At 56.3% G+C, this 16,000-nt stretch carries 15 protein-coding genes and 1 tRNA gene; 11 read left to right on the top strand and 5 right to left on the bottom strand.

Annotation, left to right across the window (positions count from 1 at the left end; genetic code table 11):
* Positions 1–12: 12 nt before the first annotated feature.
* Positions 13–1,506: a glycerol kinase GlpK gene (glpK, locus tag DSL70_RS14755; RefSeq protein WP_119308698.1), complete on the top strand. Its 1,494-nt coding sequence runs from the start codon at positions 13–15 to the stop codon at positions 1,504–1,506.
* Positions 1,507–1,850: 344 nt separating this feature from the next.
* On the top strand, positions 1,851–3,146 hold the full coding sequence (locus tag DSL70_RS14750) for a threonine/serine exporter family protein (RefSeq protein WP_119308697.1): 1,296 nt from the start codon (positions 1,851–1,853) through the stop codon (positions 3,144–3,146).
* 235 nt (positions 3,147–3,381) lie between these two features.
* Here the strand turns inward: DSL70_RS14750 and rpsI are convergent, their stop codons facing one another.
* The 3 genes from rpsI to DSL70_RS14735 form a co-directional block, all read right to left on the bottom strand.
* On the bottom strand, positions 3,382–3,864 hold the full coding sequence (gene rpsI / locus DSL70_RS14745; RefSeq protein WP_119308696.1) for a 30S ribosomal protein S9: 483 nt from the start codon (positions 3,862–3,864) through the stop codon (positions 3,382–3,384).
* 2 nt (positions 3,865–3,866) lie between these two features.
* On the bottom strand, positions 3,867–4,328 hold the full coding sequence (gene rplM, locus DSL70_RS14740) for a 50S ribosomal protein L13 (protein ID WP_119308695.1): 462 nt from the start codon (positions 4,326–4,328) through the stop codon (positions 3,867–3,869).
* A 333-nt stretch (positions 4,329–4,661) separates the two neighbouring features.
* A complete protein-coding gene (locus DSL70_RS14735; protein ID WP_119308694.1) occupies positions 4,662–4,955 on the bottom strand; it encodes a hypothetical protein in 294 nt (97 codons plus the stop codon).
* A 267-nt stretch (positions 4,956–5,222) separates the two neighbouring features.
* Here DSL70_RS14735 and DSL70_RS14730 point away from each other — a divergent pair, with 267 nt between their 5' ends.
* The 4 genes from DSL70_RS14730 (at position 5,223) to DSL70_RS14715 (ending at position 8,711) form a co-directional block, all read left to right on the top strand.
* Positions 5,223–6,038 (top strand): enoyl-CoA hydratase, encoded by an 816-nt coding sequence (locus DSL70_RS14730; RefSeq protein ID WP_119308693.1) that lies wholly within the window; start codon positions 5,223–5,225, stop codon positions 6,036–6,038.
* A 10-nt stretch (positions 6,039–6,048) separates the two neighbouring features.
* Positions 6,049–6,474: a CoA-binding protein gene (locus tag DSL70_RS14725; RefSeq protein WP_119308692.1), complete on the top strand. Its 426-nt coding sequence runs from the start codon at positions 6,049–6,051 to the stop codon at positions 6,472–6,474.
* Between the two features lie 348 nt (positions 6,475–6,822).
* On the top strand, positions 6,823–8,103 hold the full coding sequence (locus DSL70_RS14720; RefSeq protein WP_119308691.1) for an O-acetylhomoserine aminocarboxypropyltransferase: 1,281 nt from the start codon (positions 6,823–6,825) through the stop codon (positions 8,101–8,103).
* A 191-nt stretch (positions 8,104–8,294) separates the two neighbouring features.
* Positions 8,295–8,711 carry a DUF6404 family protein gene (locus DSL70_RS14715; protein WP_119308690.1) on the top strand — a complete coding sequence of 139 codons (417 nt, stop codon included), beginning with the start codon at positions 8,295–8,297 and terminating at the stop codon, positions 8,709–8,711.
* A 36-nt stretch (positions 8,712–8,747) separates the two neighbouring features.
* Here DSL70_RS14715 and DSL70_RS14710 read toward each other — a convergent pair whose 3' ends face one another.
* Complete coding sequence (locus DSL70_RS14710) at positions 8,748–9,845, bottom strand: COX15/CtaA family protein (RefSeq protein WP_119308689.1); 1,098 nt, start codon at positions 9,843–9,845, stop codon at positions 8,748–8,750.
* A gap of 284 nt (positions 9,846–10,129) precedes the next feature.
* Here DSL70_RS14710 and DSL70_RS14705 point away from each other — a divergent pair, with 284 nt between their 5' ends.
* Complete coding sequence (locus tag DSL70_RS14705; protein WP_119308688.1) at positions 10,130–10,336, top strand: DUF2842 domain-containing protein; 207 nt, start codon at positions 10,130–10,132, stop codon at positions 10,334–10,336.
* A 7-nt stretch (positions 10,337–10,343) separates the two neighbouring features.
* On the opposite strand, the gene DSL70_RS14700 is transcribed toward DSL70_RS14705, so the two are convergent.
* Entirely contained in the window at positions 10,344–12,119 is a 1,776-nt protein-coding gene (locus DSL70_RS14700) for a GumC domain-containing protein (protein WP_162916716.1), read from the bottom strand.
* A gap of 190 nt (positions 12,120–12,309) precedes the next feature.
* Here DSL70_RS14700 and DSL70_RS14695 point away from each other — a divergent pair, with 190 nt between their 5' ends.
* From DSL70_RS14695 to DSL70_RS14680, 4 genes are all read left to right on the top strand, one after another.
* Positions 12,310–12,864 carry a polysaccharide biosynthesis/export family protein gene (locus DSL70_RS14695; protein WP_119308686.1) on the top strand — a complete coding sequence of 185 codons (555 nt, stop codon included), beginning with the start codon at positions 12,310–12,312 and terminating at the stop codon, positions 12,862–12,864.
* Between the two features lie 193 nt (positions 12,865–13,057).
* On the top strand, positions 13,058–14,596 hold the full coding sequence (locus DSL70_RS14690; protein ID WP_119308685.1) for an undecaprenyl-phosphate glucose phosphotransferase: 1,539 nt from the start codon (positions 13,058–13,060) through the stop codon (positions 14,594–14,596).
* 227 nt (positions 14,597–14,823) lie between these two features.
* Positions 14,824–14,900 (top strand) — tRNA-Pro (locus DSL70_RS14685).
* A gap of 386 nt (positions 14,901–15,286) precedes the next feature.
* Entirely contained in the window at positions 15,287–15,580 is a 294-nt protein-coding gene (locus DSL70_RS14680) for a hypothetical protein (RefSeq protein WP_119308684.1), read from the top strand.
* Positions 15,581–16,000: the final 420 nt, after the last annotated feature.

The raw sequence follows: 16,000 nt of genomic DNA, 5'->3' as shown, positions 1-16,000 counted from the left end.
GGCGAACTGTTCATGAAAAAATCCTACGTCATGGCGATCGATCAGGGAACCACGTCGTCCCGCGCCATCCTGTTCGATAGCAACTACCGTATCTGCTCCGTCTCCCAACGAGAATTCACGCAGTATTTCCCGAAATCCGGCTGGGTTGAACATGACCCTGAGGAGATTTGGGAGAGCGTAATCTCCACCTGCCGCGACGCCATGGAAAATGCCGGGGCTCACGCAGCCGACATCGCCGCCATCGGCATCACCAACCAGCGCGAAACAACCCTTGTCTGGGACAAGCGCACCGGTGAATGCATCTATAATGCCATCGTCTGGCAGGACCGCCGCACCTCGGACTATTGCAAGAAGCTGGTCGAGGAAGGCAAGGAAGAGACCGTCATCGAGAAGACCGGTCTGCTGATAGACCCGTATTTCTCCAGCACCAAGGTTGCCTGGATCATCGACAACGTGGAAGGAGCGCGCCAGAAAGCGGAAGATGGCCATCTGGCGTTCGGCACCATCGACAGCTTCCTGTTGTGGCGGCTCACCGGGGGCAAGGTACATGCGACCGACGCCACCAACGCCAGCCGTACCATGCTCTACGACATCCACAATGCGCGCTGGAGCAGCACCCTGCGCCAACTGCTCGATCTGCCGCAGCATCTCGCCCGTCCGGATGTCCGCGACTGTGCGTCCGACTTCGGCGAAAGCCTGCCGGAACTGTTCGGCGGTCCGATCAAGATTGCCGGCATTGCCGGTGACCAGCAGGCCGCGGCCATCGGGCAGGCCTGTTTCGAGCCAGGCATGCTGAAGTCCACCTATGGCACAGGCTGCTTTGCGCTGCTCAACACGGGCGAAAAGCCGGTCAGATCGGAGAATCGCCTGCTCACGACCATCGCCTACCAGCTCAATGGCAAGCCAACCTTCTGCCTTGAAGGCTCCATCTTCATTGCAGGTGCCGCCGTGCAGTGGCTTCGCGACGGGTTGGGCATCATCGAGCGCGCCAATCAGGCTGGCCCCCTCGCCCGCAAGGCTGACGAAAACCAGCAGGTCTATCTGGTTCCCGCCTTCGTCGGGCTCGGCGCGCCCTATTGGGACGCGGATTGCCGGGGTGCCATGTTCGGTCTGACGCGCGGCACGGGGCCGGAGGAAATCTGCAAGGCGACGCTCGAGTCGGTCTGCTACCAGACACGCGATCTGCTGACCGCGATGAAAAAGGACTGGAAGGGCCACAACGGCACCATTCTTCGTGTGGATGGCGGCATGGTCGCCTCCAACTGGACGATGCAGTTCCTCTCCGACATCCTGAACGCGGTGGTCGAACGTCCGCGTGTTCTGGAGACCACAGCGCTCGGGGCAGCCTATCTGGCAGGATCCCAGGTCGGCTTTTATCCGGACAGGGATGAATTCGCCAAGAGTTGGGCGCTTGAGCATCGCTTCGAGCCCTCGATGGATGAAGCCCTGCGGGAAAGCAAATATGAAGGCTGGCTGGACGCCGTGCAGCGGACTTTGAGCCACTAGTCAGCATTTCTGACCCCAAATCTCTGTTACCTATACATGCATAGCTACATAGAATCTGTAGCTATGCATTTTTAGTTGGTCTGCCGAAGCAACATTCCCGGTGCATTTTCCTCTTCTGGTGGGTTAGTCAGAGGCATTCCCGCCAAGAGCCGCAATGTGATACTCTTTACGGGATCAAGACGAAGTCATGTAACGCAGCGACTGGACCAGCTGTAATGCATGGCTTCGTTGAACCAGGGCCAAGACAAAAGCGACATGCGATTTTCTCGCCGCAGAGGAAATCGTCGGCCCCGACGAGGCTGTCATCGATTGGCAGAAAAACAGGCTTTGAACAGAGACCCAGAATGACCGATCTCGCTTCTCCTCCAGACCCGATTCGCCTCAGACACAGGCATCTTGAAAAAATCGCCATGGCTGCGCTGAATGTCGGCTGCATTCTCATGGAATCCGGCGCAAAGGCCGAAGTCGTCCGCAATGGCATCGAAATGGTGGTATCCGGCCTTGGGGCTGAGACCATTGCCGTGCGCATCGGCTATGCCTCCATCAGCCTGACGGTGCGTGGTGGTGGCGACAACACCATCAGCCGCCTCCTGCAGGTCGGCCATCACGGCGTCAACCTGCAGCTCAACAATGCCGCAAGAGCGCTCGCCGTCAGGGCTTCGCAAGGCGGCATGGAACCGGAAACCATTGTCGAGGAAGTAAAGACCCTCCGAAAGATCACGCCAAAGCACCATTGGATCATCGTTGCGCTCGCCACCGGGCTTGCCTGCGCATCCTTTGGACAGCTTCTTGGCACTGACGCCACGGCCTTCCTGCCGATCTGGTTTGCCGGGTTCATCGGCCAGACCATCCGGCATTTTATGGTGCTTAACAAACAGAACCTGTTTGCCATGGTTGCCATCGTGGCCTTCGCCTCCTCCGCCATTGGCGGTCTCTTAGCCCAGCTGTTCGGCAGTTCGACACCGGAAATGGCCATGTTTTCTTCGGTTCTGCTGCTCGTACCCGGCGTCCCCTCGATGAATGCCCAGACCGATATCATGGAAGGGTCGCCAACGCTTGGCAGCGCCCGCGCCCTCACCGTCATGATGATTCTTGTCTTCCTCACCGTTGGTGTCGCCCTCTCCCGCTCCATTCTGATGCGCTTCGGAGCGAATGACGCGTTGTTGAGCTACGGGCTGCTGCATCACATCATCTTTGGCGGTATCGCGGCAGCAGGATTCGGCATCCTGTTCAATTTCAGTTGGCGCACGGTTGGCTGGACGGCGATCGGCGGCGGCATTGCCCTGGCGGTTCGTACCCTCGGCATGGACGCGCAATGGGGGCTCGCCATGTCCTCGACACTTGCAGCGGCTGCTGTGACGGTTTATGTCCGCCTGCTCTATCTGTTGCCGGTCTATGTGCCCACTGGCGGCAGCATGCTGGCGATTGCGGGCTGCATTCCGATGATTCCGGGCAGTAGCGCCTCGCATGGACTGGTTGGGCTGATGACCTTTGCCACCCAGCACAACAATTATGATGTTCTGCTGCTTGGCAGTTCTTTCGCTTCCCTGCTCAGTGTGGTGTTCACCATTGGCGGCATTGCGGCTGCGATCACCCTGATCAACGAGATCATCAAGCGCCCAAGCTTCCCAACGCAATAGCGGACAGCTTTAGGCTCTCATAGATCAACCGATGCGCGGGCCTTCCGAAAAAGGTGCCGCGCATTTTCATACCCGACAGCCCCGTTTCGCCCAGCCAGTCCAAACTCGTCCTCGCCTCAACAGGTTCTGGCGCATCACTCCCCACGCTGCACCACGCTGCACCACGCAGAACATGGCCCATAAAAAAGGCCCGCACGAAGCGGGCCTTTCGAAACACGATACAGAAAAATCTGTATTAGCGTTTGGAGAACTGGAAGGAACGACGAGCCTTTGCACGGCCGTATTTCTTACGTTCAACAACGCGAGAGTCGCGGGTAAGGAAGCCGCCCTTTTTCAGGACGCCACGCAGCTCTGGTTCGTAGTAGGTCAGAGCCTTTGCAATGCCGTGACGGATAGCGCCAGCCTGACCGGACAGACCACCACCAGCAACGGTGCAAACGATATCGAACTGACCATCACGATCAGCAGCAATGATTGGCTGCTTCATGACCATCTGCAGAACCGGACGACCGAAATAGACGTTGTATTCTTTCTTGTTCACGATGATTTTGCCAGAACCTGGCTTGACCCATACGCGAGCAACAGCGTCTTTACGTTTACCGGTAGCATAGGCACGACCATGAGCGTCGAGCTTCTGGACATGAACCGGAGCGGAATCTTCAGCTTCTACGCCTACTGCGGAGCCGAGATCTTCAAGAGACTGAACAGTATCGCTCATTGTTAGGCCTTCGCATTCTTGGAGTTCATGGATTTGACGTCCAGCACTTCTGGGGACTGAGCTTCATGCGGATGCTCGGCGCCACCATATACGCGCAGGTTGGACATCTGAACGCGGGACAGCGGGCCGCCTGGCAGCATGCGCTGTACAGCTTTCTGGATCACACGCTCAGGGAACTTGCCCTCGATGATCTGACGAGCGGTCCGTTCCTTGATGCCGCCCGGATGACCGGTGTGCCAGTAGTATTTCTTGTTTTCGTATTTGCGACCGGTCAGTTTGACCTTGTCAGCATTGATGACGATAACATTGTCGCCGCAATCCATATGCGGGGTGAAGGTAGCTTTATGCTTGCCACGAAGGCGCATCGCGATAAGCGAAGCCAGACGACCAAGCACCAGACCTTCGGCATCGATCAGAATCCATTTCTTTTCGATGTTAGAAGGGTTTGCAGAAAAAGTTTTCATTGCGCTTCCGTAAATCGGTGTCATGTTGACAGCGTGAAACGGCGACCTGTTCGTGGCCGCCGCAATGTCTGGCGCTCCTTTTATAGAAGTCTGTGTTTTTGTCAAGAACCTTCATCAAAAATACATACGCAAATTCAATGGGTTATTTTTGCGGTAATTAAATACCACATAAAATTACGTATTTTAGCCCTCCCCTGCGATCCTTCCGCCTTGCTCAAAGCTGGCATATGCCCCCTGCGCTCAGGACGAACAAACCGCCCCACTTTTGGCGGCAGGGCGGTTTTTGCTTCAAAGTTTCAGATCATGTGCCCGGTGTCTTGCACTTTCAGCCATCTACAGCGCGCAAGAGAAGTCATGAAGGCCGGTGTCTTCATGGCGATAGGTCGAGCGTGGAGCCTTGGATGCGCCATTGACCGTGCCGAGGAACTTGGCTTCGGCGACCTTCATGCGTTTCCAGCCGAGTTCGCCTGTGCGGGCGCCTCCCGATGTCTGGTACACATACATCAGCTCATTGCCGCGCAGGCTGCGTCCAACAGCATGCACCTCAACATCCCTGTCATAGCCATGATAGTTGATCTTCAGAACATCATGATTCTTGAGGGCTTCGCATGCATATCTGCTTTCCATAACGGTTCTCCTCATTGAACATTTTGTTACGGGTTCATTATCGGAAACAGAACGGCGACTTGTAAATTCTCAAATAGTTATCAGGATTTCAAATCATATTGACAGACGTTAACCTCATTGAAGTCTTCACTGCGGTAATCATAACCGTCCATCCTGCAGTCGTTTTCGGCTGCCCTTTCTTCCTACTCGTGCCCAATTGACTCTATCTGCGGTTGGCAGTCAATGTCCGGTACATTGTAAGAACTGTCTGAGTCTGAGGAGATTGTTATGAGCATAGCGACACTGAGCCCGGAAGCCCTGGTCCTGACCGAACAAGTGGGTACAATCCGGCGCCTGATCATGAACCGCGCCAAGGCCCGCAATGCCCTTTCGCTTGACATGATGAATGCGCTCATCGACGGACTGAAGACAGCCGAAGACGATGCTGCGACGCGCGTGGTTGTTCTGGCGGCCAATGGCCCCGCCTTTTCTGCCGGTCACGACCTCAAGGAACTCAACGCCCACCGCAATGACCCTGACAAGGGCAAGGCCTTCTTTGACGAGACATTCAGGACCTGCGCCACGCTAATGCAGACCATTCAGGGCATTTCAAAGATTGTCGTCGCTGAAATTCAGGGCACGGCTGCTGCGGCAGGGTGCCAGCTGGCGGCCGCCTGCGATCTGGCAATCACGGTCAATGAGGCCGAGTTCGGGACACCCGGTATCAATATCGGCCTGTTCTGCACCGGTCCGGGCGTGGAATTGACCCGTTCGGTTCCGCGCAAGCAGGCCATGGAACTGCTGATTACCGGCGAGATGATCGACGCCCACACGGCCAAGGCCTATGGCATTGTCAATCGCGTGGTGCCTAAAGAATATCTGCGCATCGTGGTCGACAAATACGCCATGGAGATCGCGGGCAAGTCGGCCCAGGCGCTCAGTTTTGGCAAAAGCGCCATCTATCGTCAGGATGAGATGACGGTTGCTGATGCCTATGATCTGGCCGCGGGCGTCATGACAGACAATCTGCTCGCAGACGATGCCGTCGAGGGCATTCAGGCATTTTTGGAGAAACGCAAAGCCGATTGGCCTAGCCTCAAATAGGGAGAGAGACATGGACCATAGCGACTACAGCGTGGATTACCTCAAGGGCATTCTGACTTCGGTCAAGCGGATCGCCCTTGTTGGTGCGAGCAACAAGCCGGAACGCGCAAGCTATCGCGTGATGCGCTTCCTGCTCGAGATGGGGTATGACGTCATTCCGGTCAATCCGGGACTGGCAGGGTCCGAGATCCTCGGGCAGCCTGTCGTTGCCAGCCTCAGGGACATCGCCGGCCCCATCGACATGGTCGATGTCTTTCGCAATTCCGAAGCGGCTGGCGAGGTGACTGACGAAGCGATAGCCGTCGGTGCCAAAGTCGTCTGGATGCAGCTCAATGTCAGCAATCCGGAAGCGGCAGCCCGAGCTGAAGCTGCGGGTTTGCAAGTGGTGATGGATCGCTGCCCGAAAATCGAATACAGAAGCATCATGTTCATCTGATCGGGCCATTTGCATTGCTACGATTGGCTCTGCTTCCTCTCCGGCTGGGCACCATTTTATGGAAGGCTGATTTCCTTTGTCGGTGCAGATATGGCCATTTCCCGGCTATATCTGCGTTAAAACCGAAATTCATTTTGCCACTTTGCGCAAAATCTCTGCATATTGGAAAATTTCGCCAACAAGCCACCAAATTTTGAAACTATATTTTCAATTTTCAAATGGCGGTTTTGGGATTGCTGGTCTAAAGTCAGGCCATATTCCGGTCTTACACACTCTCTGTAACACCAAGGCCAAGTATGACGCGAGGCTTGCCTGAACGCTCTGCTTGCTATCATCAAGAGGATTATTATGAGCGAAGATTCCGCACCCGGCTTTTCCACTTTGGCTATTCACGCAGGCGCACAGGCTGACCCGACCACCGGAGCCCGCTCGACACCTATCTACCAGACGACGTCCTATCTGTTCCGCGATACCGAACATGCCGCCAATCTGTTTGGCCTGAGGGAATTCGGCAACATCTACACCCGTCTGACGAACCCGACCACGGCTGTTCTCGATGAGCGCATCGCAGCGCTTGAGGGCGGTTCTGCCGGTGTATCGGTTGCCTCCGGTCATGCAGCCCAGCTCATCACCTTCCATTCGCTGATGGGTCCCGGCGACAACATGATCGCAGCCAACAAGCTTTATGGCGGCACCATCAACCAGCTCAACCACACCTTCAAGAGCTTTGACTGGCATGTCAAATGGACCGACGCGCTTGATCCGGAAGCAGCCCGTGCTCTGGTCGATGAAAAGACCAAGGGGATCTATATCGAGAGCCTTGCCAACCCGGGCGGAGTGATCTGCGACATTGAAGGCTTTGCCAAGGTCGCCAAGGATGCCGGTGTGCCGCTCATCGTCGACAACACCATGGCAACCCCTTACCTCTGCCGCCCGATCGAACATGGCGCCAACATCGTCGTGCATTCCATGACCAAATTCATCGGCGGCCATGGCAACTCCATGGGTGGCATCATCGTTGACGGCGGCAACTTCGACTGGAGCCAATCCGACCGGTTCCCGATGGTCAACACGCCTCGCGCCGAATACAACGGGGTGAATTTCTACGAGACCTTCGGCCCGATGGCCTTTGCCATCACCTGCCGCGCTCTTGGCCTCAGAGATCTTGGCCCAGCCATTTCGCCGTTCAACGCCTTCCAGATCCTGACCGGTGTCGAAACCCTGCCGCTGCGCATGGAACGTCATTGCGCCAACGCGCTTGTCGTCGCCACCTGGCTTGAAAACAACGACAAGGTTGGCTGGGTTTCCTATGCTGGCCTCGAATCCAGCCCACACAAGGCTGCGCAGGAAAAATACATGCCCAAGGGTGCCGGCTCGGTTTTCACCTTCGGCCTCAAGGGCGGCCACGAAGCTGGCGTCAAGTTCATCACCAGCCTCAAGCTGATCAGCCATGTTGCCAACATTGGTGATACGCGCTCGCTGGCCATCCATCCGGCCTCGACCACCCATAGCCAGCTGACCGACGAGCAGAAAACTGCCGCGGGAGCAGCGCCGGACACCATCCGTCTTTCCATCGGCATCGAAGATGTCAAGGACATCATCGCCGACCTGGAACAGGCCATGGCCTGAGGGACCCTGCCCTCAACGAGATATCAAGACAAAAGGCCGGACGCAGTCCGGCCTTTTTGCTGTTTGGCGTTCAGGAAATCACTCGGCCCCATGCAGCCGGTTGAGCCGGTTGGCGGCGAGCGCGGAAGGCTTGCTCTTACCAGCCAATCGTCCTAGGTTTGCTAGCAGACCGTGCATTTCAGGGAATCCGAATGACGTTTGAAGAGAGATATGGCCTCGCCATCAGCGAATTGAAATCAACGCCGATTGTGGAAGGCAATTATGCGCCCCCCATGCACAGGCTGCTGCGCAAGCTTGGCGTTCGGGTGCGCCCGCCCCATTACAGCCCGATCTGGTTCAATATCTTCTCCACCGGCATCCCCTTTGCCATCCTCTGGGGTGTCCTGATGTGGCTGATCCTGTGGCAGAGCCAGAACATAGAAACAGGCATGGCCTTTGCGGCAGGATTGATTGCCGGAGCCATTTTCGGCATCTTCATGTCGCTCTATTATCGTTGGTCTTTCAATCGCAACGAACTGACCCGGTGGGACAAGCTTGTTCCCGCTGAAATCAAGCCGGAATCATCACGACAAGATACGCCAGACTTAGACCAAGATGGCGAGCATTAGACTCCCTCCCGGGCTTTAGATAATTCGGCCATCTTTTCAGTATCGTCTGGCATTGTCCATGAGGTCGCGAAGCAGGATCGTGGCTGTGCCAAGCACCAACATGGCCCCTGCCTGATGGATGGAAGCCAGCACGATCGGCACCGACCACAACAGGGTCGCAATGCCCACCACGATTTGCAGCAGCACCAGAGCGCCAAGAATATTGGCGCCCCGTTTGCCTGCACCGGCATAGGGATCCCTCAGCATCCGATACCAGAACAACAGGCAGAGTAAGGCCACCAGATAGGCCATCATCCGGTGGTTGAACTGGATGGTTGTGTGATCCTCGAAGGGTGACAACCAAATCGGGCTGGTGTCATAGATCTGATCGGGAATGAAGCTGCCCTCCATCAGCGGCCAGCTGTTGTAGATGAGCCCAGAGTGGGTACCAGCGACCAGTGCTCCAAGAAAGATCTGGAACAGGATCGCAACTGTCAGCACCGCCATCAGCCAGACATGGCGATCTGCACTGACACATTCCGGGATCCGATCTGCCCGTCGGTAGCCCCGAGCCACCCAGAGCAGCGCCACGAAGATGACCGAAGCCAGAATCAGATGGGTTGCGAGCCGGTACTGGCTGACATCGACACGATCCACCAGCCCGGAGGCGACCATCCACCAACCGACAGCCCCCTGCAACGCCCCAAGCCCGAGCAGCAGAATCAGCCGTGGCTTCAGCTGGTCTGCGATGCGCTTGCTAAGCCAGAAATAGAGCATCGGCAGGAAGAAGACGACGCCGATGAAGCGGCCCAGCTGCCGGTGCCCCCATTCCCACCAGAAAATGGCCTTGAACTCCTCAAGGCTCATGCCCTTGTTGACCCGCTCATACTCAGGAATTTGCTGGTATTTCTGAAATTCCTCCTGCCACTCGGAGAGGGAAAGCGGCGGAATGGCGCCGTGGATCGGCTTCCACTCGGTGATCGACAGGCCTGAATCCGTGAGCCGCGTAATGCCGCCGACGACCACCATCAGAAACACCAGAAAGGCGACCGTATAGAGCCAGAATCGCACCAGATGGCGCGACCGCTCAGCCTTGTCGCTGACCGGCTCGACGTAATAGATAGCCCGTTCCAAAGCGGCTTCGTTCCTCACCATTCTCGTCCCCTGCTCTTTTCTGGCTCGACTGTCCCGGCGCACCTGTCCCGGCGCTCCGGTGCAATCGCATGGCTTTTCATGATGCAGCATCCCTGCTCGCTGGCGTCGGGTCAAGCCGTTGCAGCGGCAAAGCCTGTGATACTCTAGAAGAATAGAGGCGGATAAGGATCACAGAGGGTAGTGTTCATCACTAAGTCGGAACAATCCGATGGCATTTGACCTTTTCAGCGCGGGCCATCTGGGGTATCACCCCATTTTGGGCAATTCCAACCACCGGAGACACAATGAAAGAGCGCACTCGCAAGTTTTTCGGCATGCTCATGCTTGTTGGCTGGGTCGTTTTCTACGCGGCCGTTGGCATGACGATCGGCGCCGCCGTGGTGGCAAATGCCGGTGCTCTGGCCCAGATCCTGTTTTTCCTGATCACCGGGTTGATCTGGATTGTTCCGGCCGGGCTCATCATCCGCTGGATGGAAAAGCCCAAGGCCTAGACCTTCCCTATTCTGCCGCCTGCAGAAGGTCCTGATTCGCGACTTGCGCCATCTCTTCTGCCATCATGTCGGTTATGATCAGGCTATCGGAGAAGCCAAGCATCTGAAGCGCGTCGTGCAGCAGGGTGACGTCATTGGGATCGATTTTGGGCACATGGATGAAAGCCCACGCATCATTGGCAGACGCAAGGCTCCTGATGGCCTTTTCATTGTCGAAATTCGCCCCAAGATCAATCAGAACCAGATCATAAGCCGCCTCAAGCGCGATCAGCAGCAACAGGAATTTCGGTGACTGGAAATCTTCGGTCTCAAGCGAACGGTCGCCTGCGCCGACGACATTGACCAAACCGGTCCAGTCCTCGTCAATCAGATCGCCAAAACCCGCCCTGCCGTCGAGAAAATCAGTAACACCCCAGTCCTTGACGTTCATCTTGCCCCGTGGCGCTTGCCTGTCAGCCTGCAGCTCATCAAGGCACAGATAGGCAACCGAATGCTGGCGCATCAGATGCTCGGCGAGCGGCATGCCATGCGCGCCCCAGTTCGCCCCCTGCGCCATCAACACAATGCGGGCGTGGGAGACATCATCAAGCGCAGCCTCGACACAATCGAACAACCCTGCAACAGGATTGCTTTCCTCCGGATAGGGCACCTCTTCTGTCCGGATCGCGGGTAGCCCCACATTGGCGCTTGGCATGACGGGCAGTACAACCGGCAACGGATAAGCCATGCGAATTTCGCTCGGCATTCTGATCGTCTCTGAGGCAGGCAACTCCCCCTCCTTACCGGCTTTGCGTCGCAAGAAGGCCCCAGCCAATGGAGCAAAGAGGCACAGACCGAGCACCAGAAGCGCTGTCGCCAATGCCCATTGCGCCGGAGCCCGGTCCACAGGCGCGGCAGAGGCGATGGCGCGCCCCAACATCCTTGCTGCTGGCGGGATTAGATCGAGCGACGCAAGGGTCTTCAGTTCCGCCTCCTTGATGCGGAGATTTTCGAGCATCTGTCGTTTGCCCGCTTCCTGAGCCCGGATCATGGCCGAATGTCCAAAGTCCGCTTTGGGAGCGGCATCTTGCAGCAGTTGACCCTGAACGTTGGCACCAGTCTCTTCCCCAGCCGTTTCCAGTTGCGAGGACAGCGCCTCCACCTCGCTTGCAAGCGCCTTGACAGACTGCGAGAAGTCGCTCTTCCGGCTTTCCGCCAGCAACGCCAGATAGGATTTGGCCAACTCGTTGGCGATCTGCCTTGCTTGTTCGGCTTCTGGTGCAACAGTACTGATCGAAATGACCTGACGGTCATCAATCCGCTCTATTTCTGTCCAGTCAGAGAGGCGATCCATTGCCAGGTCAGTTGGTGACGCATTGAGTGTCCTGTGCCTGACCATGGCGACCATGGTTTGCCATATGCTGTCAGCGGCATAGGCCTTGTCATTGGAAAGACCGAGCTTGCTGACGATGGCGCGCAGGCTATCGCCGCTTTGCAACTGGCTCAACACGGCATCCGCCCTTGCTGTCTGGCGGACGGGCGTTTGAGCGCTGTTGCCCTGAACAGTGACCTGAGTGGCAGTGGGAACATATTGTTGCGGCGGCGCCAGAAGCAACAGTCTGGCTTCTGACCGATATTGGTCTGGTGCAGTGGCTCTGAGGCCATAAACGAGCGAGCCTGCGCAAACGGCCAGAACCAGCGCAGCGGCAAGGCGAGAGCCTCTGCCTCGGAGCTGCCAGCTCTTGGCATCCGGTTCCGCCATAGAGACAATAGATTGTCCATTCTGCCCAATGTGAATACGCATCAGCTCACTCCTCGTTACCATCCCATTGGGCCAAATTATGGTAACCAGTCCCTTAACACGGGCGCATTTTCACGTTGCCGAGCTAAAATCCATGCAAAACGCTCTATATTGCAGCTGTTGCGCCTCATGTTTACTAGGCATTAACCACGATGACGGTTATCTGGAGTAGGTTTAGTCAGACGAGTCGGCCATGTTTCGCATATTCATTCTTATAGCACTCGCCCTCGGGATCAGCAGCTGTTCCAGCTACCGTCCGGCGCAGGATGATTTTCACAAATCGCTCGTCGGTCCATATGTGCTGGACTCCGGCGACCGGATCCGCCTGATCGTGTTCAATCAGGAAGAGCTGAACAAGGAATACACCGTCGATCAGTCGGGCTATATTTCGGTGCCGCTGATCGGCAGTGTTGCAGCACGAGGCAAGCAGACGAGCGAGCTGAGCAAGATGATCGCCCAAATGCTGAGCAATGGCTATGTCCGCAATCCCGATGTTTCTGTTGAGATTGCCCAGTATCGCCCCTTCTTCATCATGGGTGAAGTTACCACAGCTGGTCAGTATTCCTATGTCACCGGCATGACGGTGCAGACGGCAGTGGCAATCGCGGGCGGGTTCACCCCACGCGCCCAGCAACAGACTGTCGACATTACCCGTCAGTTGAATGGAAAGATCCTCACCGGTCATGTAAGCCTGACGAGCCCGGTGCGGCCGGGTGATACCATCTACGTTCGGGAACGCCTGTTTTAGCCCGTAAAACGCTGAACAGATTGGACGATCTTGCAATCCGCACTCACCTCAGAGTTGCGAGTGATACTTCCTTAACGATAATGTCCAAAATGTCTTTGCTTCATTCTTCCTGAAGCCATCCATTAAAACTTGGTCAGACTTTGCCTGCTATGTCTGGGTCAGGGATAATAATTACATATGTGGGTAACCAATAATGCAGGCTCTTGATCCGAGAACAGCTTTCTCTTCACGTGCCGTAATGAATGCGAGTGCGCCGTCTGCAGATGAGACACGGCAAGCTCAGATTACGGATCTGGCACGGGAAGTTGCAGCCGAGTTCTCCGAGACAACCTACGCACCGGGGATTGTACGTGGGCTCATCCAGTTTTCCGACTTCATCTTTCTGTCCATTCTGGGCATCATTTCATGGTCCCTGATGGGAGGCGCCGTATTGGCCGGAATGGAAATGCCCATCCTGCTGTCGATTGCCGGTGCCCTTTTGTTCATGCTTTTCACCCAGTCGGTGGATGGCTACTCTGTTCATGACATGAGCAGCCTGTCCCCACAGATCGGCAGGATCATCGGGGCTTGGACCATGGTGATCGTGCTGTTCCTTCTGGTCTGCTACCTCTCGGAGACGCCGATTGTCGATAACAGAAGCTGGCTTGGCCTCTGGTTCGTGCTGGGCATTGTGGTGATCACCATTGTCCGGGCAATCGAATCCTTCCTGATCCACCATTGGCAGGCAGATGGTCGCCTCGAACGACGCGCGGTCATCGTCGGTGGTGGCACACCTGCGGCCGAGATCATCACGACTCTGGAAGCACAAGAAAACAACGACATCCGCATCTGCGGCATTTTTGACGATCGGGATGACGACCGGTCGCCGCCGATTGTTGCCGGCTATCCCAAGCTTGGCAATGTCGATGATCTCGTTGAATTCTCACGCCTCTGCAAGATCGACATGCTGATCGTGACGATCCCGGTTTCGGCTGAAAAGCGCGTTCTTCAGATGTTGCACAAGCTCTGGATCCTGCCGCTCGACATCCACCTCAGCGCCCACATGAACAAGATGCAGTTTCGCCGCAGGACCTATTCCTATGTGGGCAATCTGCCGACGGTTCCGGTGTTCGCAAAGCCGATTGCCAACTGGGGCGGCCTTTTGAAACGGGTCTTCGACATTTTCGTGGCTTCGCTGTCGATCATCCTGTTTTCGCCGATCCTGATCGCCACGGCGATCGCCATCAAGCTCGACAGCGACGGTCCGATCATCTTTCGCCAGAAGCGCCTCGGCTTCAACAATGAAGAAGTCATGGTCTTCAAATTCCGGTCTCTCTATCACAACCAGAGCGACCAGGCCGCCAAGAAGTCCGTTACCAGGAATGACAGCCGCGTCACCCGGGTCGGACGGATCATCCGCAAAACCTCGATTGACGAACTGCCGCAGCTCTTCAACGTACTGTTTGGCACCCTGTCACTGGTCGGCCCGAGGCCTCATGTGGTGGCACAGCAGACCAACAACCGGCTGTTTGAAGAAGTGGCCGACGGTTACATGGCGCGCCACAAGGTCAAACCGGGCATTACCGGCTGGGCCCAGATCCATGGCTGGCGCGGTGAAATCGATGACGATGAAAAGCTGAAACAGCGCGTTCAGCACGATATCTACTATATCGAAAACTGGTCGCTGGCGCTGGACCTCTACATCCTGATCGCAACACCGTTCAAGCTGTTCAATCAGGACGGCGCCTACTAGGAGCCTCACAAGCAGCGAACCTGGGGTCTCGCATGGTAGCCTCCGATGAGCGGCCACCCATTGGCCTTGCCGCAACAATGATGATGTGCCGCCAACAGTTTACCCGACGCAATCAACGGGCAACCTGTTGGCGGCACATTTTATTTCGTGAAAGCTTGAGGATAATTGCAATCTGACGCTCACAAACATTGCAACACGATGACATAGACATTATAAAGCCCTCGTGTCGGAGCGTAGCGCAGTCTGGTAGCGCACTTCGCTGGGGGTGAAGGGGTCGTAGGTTCGAATCCTATCGCTCCGACCATTATCTTCCCCCCGCTTTTCCTTAAATTGCCAAAAGACAGATGTCTGCCTTCCCGCTGCGCAGTCTTGCTTTTCTTTGCGGTTTGGCAGGGCAACTGCGCTCTGGCGACTCCGAAAAGCCACTTCCTGCAGCCTGTCATATTCGTGCAACAGAGCCCTTATATCCATGAGAACAGCATGAAGAGGGATTCGCGTGACGCCACGCAGCCACAGCTGAGCCCTCGCCCAGATTTACACCAGAACGTCGTAGGACCTGACCGTTCATGACGTCTTTGATGGCCCTGTCGGATGGCGGGGCCATTTTTTTGGCAAGCTCCAGCGGGCAATCATTAAGATTTTAACGAAAACGGTAGCAGCTTCTTAAATGGCGACTGATAAAGTCACCTTATGATTTCAGCTTTATCCATCTCGACGGCAGGCATGTTGGCGGCGTCAGACCGCCTTGAGGACATCGCGGTTGGCATAGCCAATCCGGTGCCGGACAATGCTGTGCAGCCCGCAAGTGGCGTGCAAAGAAACATCCGTCCCGAAGATCCGCTGGCACCGGCGGCATCGTTGCCGAACCTTGACCCAAAACGACTGGTAGAGCTCATAGAGACAGAAGCGGCCTTCAAGGCCAGCGCGCTGGCAACCAAGTCCATCGTCAGTGCATCTCAGGAACTAATGGAAGCCCTGCGCTAGGTCTCTGCAAATTCAGAACAAATTCAGAGGAAGGTATAGGATCAGTCCGAGCGGGCCTGATCCAGAATGCGTTTGCATTCCAATAGCTCAAACAGCGTTGACTGCAGACGGCGCACTTCATCTCGGGAAAGCCTTTGCTGCTCAGTGACAGCAGCCTCTCCCGCCTCGGAGCGGCTTCCGATGATTCTGGAAAAGAAGCCCGAACGCTGTTCCTCTTCAAGCGCCCGACTGCGCGCGGCCTCGATGGTTACACTGGCATCGCCGCCGTACAAAAACTCCGGATCTCCGGTTCGTAGATCTGCCGGCAAGGGACCAGCCTCCCCGAAGTCGCGCCTGCGCTGTTCCTCTTCGGTCCGCGGAACGGCGCCAATTGCCTCAACCGGCCCCTGCTGCGGATACTGGGCATGGCGCACCCGCGCT

The sequence above is a fragment of the Cohaesibacter haloalkalitolerans genome (genome assembly GCF_003574655.1).
Taxonomy (GTDB): Bacteria; Pseudomonadota; Alphaproteobacteria; order Rhizobiales; family Cohaesibacteraceae; genus Cohaesibacter; species Cohaesibacter haloalkalitolerans.
The sequence above is the reverse complement of the archived record's forward strand: the minus strand, read 5'-3'. Positions and strand labels throughout refer to the sequence as shown.

What these genes read in the sequence shown, in the direction of transcription:
- DSL70_RS14710 (WP_119308689.1), bottom strand. Translation starts at nt 9,845, where the DNA reads ATGGTGAGGAACGAAGCCGCTTTGGAACGGGCTATCTATTACGTCGAG.
- glpK (WP_119308698.1), top strand. Translation starts at nt 13, where the DNA reads ATGAAAAAATCCTACGTCATGGCGATCGATCAGGGAACCACGTCGTCC.
- DSL70_RS14720 (WP_119308691.1), top strand. Translation starts at nt 6,823, where the DNA reads ATGAGCGAAGATTCCGCACCCGGCTTTTCCACTTTGGCTATTCACGCA.
- DSL70_RS14680 (WP_119308684.1), top strand. Translation starts at nt 15,287, where the DNA reads ATGATTTCAGCTTTATCCATCTCGACGGCAGGCATGTTGGCGGCGTCA.
- DSL70_RS14690 (WP_119308685.1), top strand. Translation starts at nt 13,058, where the DNA reads ATGCAGGCTCTTGATCCGAGAACAGCTTTCTCTTCACGTGCCGTAATG.
- rpsI (WP_119308696.1), bottom strand. Translation starts at nt 3,864, where the DNA reads ATGAGCGATACTGTTCAGTCTCTTGAAGATCTCGGCTCCGCAGTAGGC.
- DSL70_RS14700 (WP_162916716.1), bottom strand. Translation starts at nt 12,119, where the DNA reads ATGCGTATTCACATTGGGCAGAATGGACAATCTATTGTCTCTATGGCG.
- rplM (WP_119308695.1), bottom strand. Translation starts at nt 4,328, where the DNA reads ATGAAAACTTTTTCTGCAAACCCTTCTAACATCGAAAAGAAATGGATT.
- DSL70_RS14715 (WP_119308690.1), top strand. Translation starts at nt 8,295, where the DNA reads ATGACGTTTGAAGAGAGATATGGCCTCGCCATCAGCGAATTGAAATCA.
- DSL70_RS14725 (WP_119308692.1), top strand. Translation starts at nt 6,049, where the DNA reads ATGGACCATAGCGACTACAGCGTGGATTACCTCAAGGGCATTCTGACT.
- DSL70_RS14705 (WP_119308688.1), top strand. Translation starts at nt 10,130, where the DNA reads ATGAAAGAGCGCACTCGCAAGTTTTTCGGCATGCTCATGCTTGTTGGC.
- DSL70_RS14730 (WP_119308693.1), top strand. Translation starts at nt 5,223, where the DNA reads ATGAGCATAGCGACACTGAGCCCGGAAGCCCTGGTCCTGACCGAACAA.
- DSL70_RS14750 (WP_119308697.1), top strand. Translation starts at nt 1,851, where the DNA reads ATGACCGATCTCGCTTCTCCTCCAGACCCGATTCGCCTCAGACACAGG.
- DSL70_RS14695 (WP_119308686.1), top strand. Translation starts at nt 12,310, where the DNA reads ATGTTTCGCATATTCATTCTTATAGCACTCGCCCTCGGGATCAGCAGC.
- DSL70_RS14735 (WP_119308694.1), bottom strand. Translation starts at nt 4,955, where the DNA reads ATGGAAAGCAGATATGCATGCGAAGCCCTCAAGAATCATGATGTTCTG.